This window comes from Acidovorax sp. CF316, from assembly GCF_000276605.1.
In the GTDB taxonomy this organism is placed as follows: Bacteria; Pseudomonadota; Gammaproteobacteria; order Burkholderiales; family Burkholderiaceae_C; genus Acidovorax.
Genome location: NZ_AKJX01000134.1, coordinates 26876 through 33192, shown reverse-complemented (window position 1 = coordinate 33192; position 6317 = coordinate 26876). Strand labels below are relative to the sequence as shown.

5 protein-coding genes are annotated in these 6317 nt (G+C 69.8%); 4 read left to right on the top strand and 1 reads right to left on the bottom strand.

Annotated features, from left to right (window positions below):
* Positions 1-112: 112 nt before the first annotated feature.
* On the bottom strand, positions 113-1063 hold the full coding sequence (locus tag PMI14_RS16790; protein WP_007856380.1) for a ketopantoate reductase family protein: 951 nt from the start codon (positions 1061-1063) through the stop codon (positions 113-115).
* A 171-nt stretch (positions 1064-1234) separates the two neighbouring features.
* Here PMI14_RS16790 and PMI14_RS16785 point away from each other — a divergent pair, with 171 nt between their 5' ends.
* The 4 genes from PMI14_RS16785 to PMI14_RS16770 are packed head-to-tail and all read left to right on the top strand — an operon-like array spanning position 1235 to position 6315.
* Entirely contained in the window at positions 1235-1777 is a 543-nt protein-coding gene (locus PMI14_RS16785; RefSeq protein ID WP_007856379.1) for a MarR family winged helix-turn-helix transcriptional regulator, read from the top strand.
* A 48-nt stretch (positions 1778-1825) separates the two neighbouring features.
* Entirely contained in the window at positions 1826-3301 is a 1476-nt protein-coding gene (locus PMI14_RS16780; protein ID WP_007856378.1) for an efflux transporter outer membrane subunit, read from the top strand.
* A gap of 53 nt (positions 3302-3354) precedes the next feature.
* Complete coding sequence (locus PMI14_RS16775; RefSeq protein WP_007856377.1) at positions 3355-4665, top strand: HlyD family efflux transporter periplasmic adaptor subunit; 1311 nt, start codon at positions 3355-3357, stop codon at positions 4663-4665.
* A gap of 15 nt (positions 4666-4680) precedes the next feature.
* Complete coding sequence (locus PMI14_RS16770) at positions 4681-6315, top strand: DHA2 family efflux MFS transporter permease subunit (RefSeq protein ID WP_007856376.1); 1635 nt, start codon at positions 4681-4683, stop codon at positions 6313-6315.
* Positions 6316-6317 lie beyond the last annotated feature (2 nt).

The window sequence follows — 6317 nt, the reverse complement described above, 5'->3', positions numbered from 1 at the left end:
CGCCTTTTCTTTGCCTTCTTTCTTTTGGCGACGCAAAAGAAAGAAGGTGCGCCGCCGGGCGCACATCCCGGCCTCCGACCTTCAAAAAAGCATGCGGCCCAAACAGGCTCGATCACCCTCCAGAAACCCGCCTCGCCTCAGCCAACTTTACCAACACCTGCAACGCCCGGTTCAAAGGCGTGGGCACGCCCAGCGCCTCTCCACGACTCACCACATACCCATTCAGATGATCGATCTCGGTGGGCTTGCCCCGCGCCAGGTCCTGCGCGGTGGACGAATGCTGCCCCGGCATGGTGGCCGGGATACCGCGCACAGCCGCATCGATATCGCCCGGAATGGTGACGCCATCGGCCTTTGCGACGGCTAGGCATTCGGCCACGGTATCGGCAATCACGTCTGTCACACCAGGGGCCTGCACCAGTTGCCCGTAAGGCTGCTGCGACAGGGCCGACAGCGCGTTGTAGGCGCAGTTGAGCACCAGCTTGGCCCAGAGCGCGCCGCGCACGTTGTCCGAAATCTGCGTGGGAATGCCCGCGGCGGCGAACTGCGCGGCCACCGCCTCGCTGCGCGGCGACGGCGCGATCACCAGCTCGCCCCGGCCGTGGTGGCGCACATGGCCGGGGCCGGCCATGGCGGTGGCCACATAGACCACGGCGGCCGCCACGGGCGTGCGGCGGTCCAGCACGGCGCGCACGCGCTCGTCGTTGTCCACACCGTTCTGCAGCGTGAGCACCAACGCCCCGGGCGCCAGGTAAGGCTGGATCGCGCGCGCAGCGGCCTCCGAATCCGTGGACTTCACGCAGAACAACACCACGTCGGCACCCTGCACGGCGCTGGCCTCGGTGCTGGCCTGCATGGGCACCTGCACGTCGAGCACAGCGGTCTGCAGGCGCAGGCCGCGCTGCTGCACCGCCTGCACATGGGCCTGCCGGCCGACCAGGCTGACCGCATGGCCGGCCCGCGCAAGCAGCGCGCCGTAGTAGCAGCCCACGGCCCCTGCCCCCATGACGGCAACACGCAACAGAGGGGCGGCGGGGTCAGCAAGGGAGGCGGTGGTGGTCATGGAAGAACGTCCGGAACGCAAAAGCAGGCCGACATGGCCTGCCGACTATATCGGCCGGCCGATGCCGAGCCGGCGCAGCAAGCGGGCGAGCAGCGGCAAATCCCCTGCAATGGAGTCGGAAATTAATTACTTGCGAAGACAATCATTGTCTAGTCAATTAAATTCCTGGCCATGACATCGACATCTCCCGCCTCTTCATCCGACGTGTCCTTCTACGGCAACGGCCACAGCCCCGCCGAGGAGAGCGTGGGCTACCTGATGCGCAAGGTGATGTCGTCCATCCGCACGCAGGCGGACGCGCAGCTGTCCACGCACGACCTGACCTTCGCGCAATGGCTGCCGCTGTTCAAGATTTCCAAGTGCCAGGCCATGACGGGCCAGGCCGCCGCCACGGTGGCGGTGATGGCGCGCGAACTGGAGACGGACGCAGCCTCGATGACGCGCACGCTGGACCGCCTGGAGGCCAAGGGCCTGGTGTTGCGCGAGCGCTCGACCACCGACCGGCGCGTGGTGCACGTGGTGCTCACGCCCGAAGGCGAGGCCGTGGCCGCCAAGGTGCCCCCGGTGCTCGCCGAAGTCCTCAACAACCACCTGCGCGGTTTCACCCGCGACGAATGGCAGCTGCTGCTCAGCATGCTGCGCCGCATGCTGGCCAACGGCGACGCCGTGCGCCAGGAACAACAACAACAGCCGCAGGAGCCGCCGGCCGCCTGACCTGGCCGCCCTGCCCCCTGCCCCGGATCCCCCCAAGAGATAGCAGACATGTCCTCATCCACCGCCCCCCTGTCCACCCGTGCCGCCATGGCGGCCCATTTCGCCGTATCGGCCGTTCCCCTGGCGGCCGCCCTGTTCCTGGTCGGCTGCGCCAGCCCCGGGCCGGCGCACACCCCGCTGGCACAGACCACACCCGCCGCGGCAGGCCTGAACGCTTCGGACCGTGAGTCGGCCGCCCCGTCCCAGTGGTGGACCACGCTCGGCGACGCACAGCTCAACACCCTGGTCGACAAGGCCCTGCAGGGCAGCCCCAGCCTGGCCGTGAGCCGCGCCCGCCTGGAGCAGGCCGTGGCGCTGAGCCAGGTGCGCGAAGCCGCCAACGGCCCGCAGGTGAACCTGGGCGTGGACGCCACGCGCCAGCGCTACACCGCCCACGGCCTGGTGCCTGCCCCGGTGGCCGGCAATACCTACAACAGCGGCACAGTGCAGGCGACGTTCAGCTGGTCACCCGACTTCTTCGGCCAGCATGCCGCCGAGCTGCAGGCCGCCCTGGGCCAGGCGCGGGCCGCCCAGGCCGATGCCGCCGCTGCCGCCAACACCCTGGCCGCCCAGGTGGGCCGCAGCTATGTGGCCCTGGCGCGCCTGGTCTCGCAGCGCGAGGTGGCCGTGCGGGCCCTGGAACAGCGCGAAGAACAGCGCCGCCTGACCAATGACCGCGTGGCCGCAGGACTGGACAGCCAGGTCGAGCTGACCCAGGCCCAGGCCGCCGTGCCCGATGCGCGCACACAGATCGAGGCGCTGGACGAGCAGATCACCCTGGCACGCCGCCAGGTGGCCGTGCTCACCGGCCAGGCGCCCGACGCGCTCACCACCCTGACCCCGCAACTGGCTGCCCTGCAGCCCACGCCCGTGCCCGACGCGCTGGGCGCCGACCTGCTGGGCCGCCGCCCCGACGTGGTGGCCGCGCGCTGGCGCGTGGAAGCCGCCACCCAGGGCGTGAAGGTCGCACGCACGGAGTTCTATCCCAACATCAACATCGGCGCCTTCATCGGCCTCAATTCGCTGGGGCTGGACAACCTGTTCAACGCCGGCTCGCGCCAGATGGGCGTGACGCCCGCGCTGCGCCTGCCGATCTTCGATGGTGGCCGGCTGCGTGCCCAACTGGGCGGCCGCCAGGCCGAGCTCGATGCCTCAATCGCCCAGTACAACGGCATGGTGCTCGACGCGGTCAAGGAAGCCGGCGACGCCATGGCTTCGGTGCAGTCGCTCACACGCCAGCAGGCGCTGCAGGACGATGCCGCCGCCAGCGCCGAAAAGGCCTACCGCTTTGCGCAGGAGCGCTACCGCGCGGGTCTGGGCAACTACCTGGTGGTTCTGTCCACCGAAAGCCAGGTGCTGGCCCAGCGCCGCCTGGCCGTGGACCTGCGCGCGCGCCAGCTCGACACCCGACTGCAGCTGATGAAGGCCCTGGGCGGCGGCTGGACCGACGACACGGCCACGCTGCAGACCGCCGCAGCGCACTGAACCGCATTCATCCAAAAACCATACACAACACGCACACCCAGAGGACCCTTGCCATGAGCGAATCCGCCACCCCCAACAACCAAGCATCCAACCCCGCGCGCCGCCGCGGCCTGACCCTGATCGCCGCCGCCGTGGCCCTCGCCGCCATCGGCTGGGGCGGCTGGCACTGGGCCAATGGCCGCCATGTGGAGACCACCGACAACGCCTACGTGGCAGGCAACGTGGTGCAGATCACGCCGCAGATCGGCGGCACCGTGGTCTCCATCGGCGCGGACGACACCGACTACGTGAAGGCCGGCCAGCTGCTGGTCAAGCTCGACCCCGCCGACGCCCGCGTGGCGCTGGAGCAGGCCGAAGCCCAGCTGGCCCAGACCGTGCGCGAGGTGCGCACCCTGTTCGCCAACAACTCCACCCTGAAGGCCCAGGTCAGCCTGCGCAGCGCCGACCTGGCGCGCGCCCAGGCGGACGCCGCGCGCCTGCAGGACGACGTGGCCCGCCGCGCCCCGCTGATGGCCAGCGGTGCCGTGGGCAAGGAAGAGTTCCAGCACGCCAACGCCCAGGTGACCTCTGCCAAGAGCACGGTGGCTGCGGCCCAGGCCGCCGTGGTAGCGGCGCAGGAACAGCTGGCCGCCAGCCAGACGCAGACCGAAGGCACCTCGATCGAGCAGCACCCCAACGTGCAGCGCGCCTCGGCCCGCGTGCGCGAGGCCTACCTGGCGGTGCAGCGCGCCCAGCTGGTGGCGCCGCTCGACGGCCATGTGGCCAAGCGCGGCGTGCAGGTCGGCCAGCGCGTGCAGGCCGGCGCCCCGCTGATGACGCTGGTGGCACTGAACGACCTGTGGGTGGACGCCAACTTCAAGGAAAGCCAGTTGCAGAACCTGCGCATCGGCCAGCCGGCCGAGCTGGTGGCCGACGTGTACGGCACCAAGGTGGTCTACCACGGCAAGATCGCCGGCCTGGGTGCCGGCACCGGCGCCGCCTTCGCCCTGCTGCCCGCGCAGAACGCCACCGGCAACTGGATCAAGGTGGTGCAGCGCGTGCCCGTGCGCATCACCCTCGACCCCAAGGAAGTGACCGAGCACGCGCTGCGCGTGGGCCTGTCGATGGACGTGCGGGTGGATACCGCCGACCAGAGCGGCAAGACCCTGTCCGACACGCAGCGCACCACGCCCGTGGCCGCCACCGCCGTGTTCGACGCGCAGTTCAAGGCCGCCGACGATGAGGTGGCCCAGATCATCGCCGCCAACCTGGGCCGCAAGGCCGTGGCCGTGGCATCGCCCAAGGTCGGCCAGACGCCGGGCAGCAACGCCGTGCAGGCACAGAACCACGCCTCCGCCCCCGTGCGGTCCCCTGTGGTGCAGTAAGCCGGGGGCTTTTCCATGACTGCCGCCAACCCCACCGCAGACCAGGCTCGCGCCTCGGCGCCGCCTGCTGTGACAACGCCGCCGCCAGCCGCCCCGCCCGGGCCGCCTGCGGCCTACCCCCCGCTGCAGGGCACCGCCCTGCTGCTGGGCACGCTGTCCCTGTCGCTGGCCACGTTCATGAACGTGCTGGACTCGTCCATCGCCAACGTCTCGATTCCCGCCATTGCCGGTGACCTGGGCGTGAGCCCGGGCCAGGGCACCTGGGTGATCACCAGCTTCGGCGTGGCCAATGCCATCTCGGTGCCGCTCACGGGCTGGCTCACGCAGCGCTTTGGTGCGGTGCGGCTGTTCACCATGAGCGTGCTGCTGTTCGTGCTCACCTCGTGGCTGTGCGGCTTCGCCTCGTCGCTGGAGATGCTGGTCTTCTTCCGCGTGCTGCAGGGCCTGGTCGCCGGGCCGATGATCCCGCTGTCGCAGACGCTGCTCCTGGCCAGCTACCCGCGCGCCCTCGCCGGCACGGCGCTGGCGCTGTGGGGCGTGACCACGCTGGTCGCGCCCGTGGTCGGGCCGCTGCTCGGCGGGTGGATCACGGACAACATCTCCTGGCCGTGGATCTTCTACATCAACGTGCCCGTGGGACTGCTGGCCGGCGTGCTCACCTGGGGCATCTACCGCAAGCGCGAGACGCCGATCCGCAAGCTGCCGATCGACACCGTGGGCCTGTCCCTGCTGGTGCTGTGGGTGGGTGCACTGCAGCTCATGCTCGACAAGGGCAAGGAGCTCGACTGGTTCGCCTCCAACGAGATCATCATCATGGCCGTCGTCGCGGTCGTGGCGTTCGCCGTGTTCCTGGTCTGGGAGCTTACCGACAAGCACCCGGTGGTGGACCTCAAGCTCTTCAAGGGCCGCAACTTCACCTTCGGCGCGCTGGCGCTGTCGGTGGCCTACGCGCTGTTCTTCGGCAACGTGGTGCTGCTGCCCCTGTGGCTGCAGCAGTGGATGGGCTACACCGCCACCTCGGCCGGCATGGCGCTGGCGCCGGTGGGCATCTTCGCCATTTTGCTCACGCCGCTGGTGGGCAAGAAGGTGGGCCAGTGGGACCCACGGCGCATGGCGACGGGCGCCTTCATCGTGTTCGGCGTCGTGCTCTGGATGCGTTCGCAGTTCACGGTGCAGACGGACTTCATCCACATCCTGATCCCCACGCTGCTGCAGGGGGCGGCCATGGCGTTCTTCTTCATCCCGCTGACCACGCTGACGCTGGCAGGGGTGGCGCCCGAGCGCATCCCGGCAGCCGCCGGGCTGAGCAACTTCGTGCGCATCACTGCCGGGGCCATGGGCACGTCCATCGCCACCACGCTGTGGGAGAGCCGCGCTGCCATGCACCATGCCCACCTCACCGAGGGCCTGGTCCAGAGCCAGGGCGTGTTCGCCAGCACGCTGGACAACCTGATGGCGTCGGGCATGACCCAGCTGCAGGCGCTGGCCCAGGTGAACCGGCTGATCGACCAGCAGGCCTTCACGCGGGCGGCGAACGATATCTTCCTCGGCTCGGCCGGCCTGTTCCTGCTGCTGATCGGGCTGATCTGGCTGACCAAGCGGCCCGCGCAAGGGGGCGCTGCGTCGGCAGACGCCGCAGGAGCCCACTGACC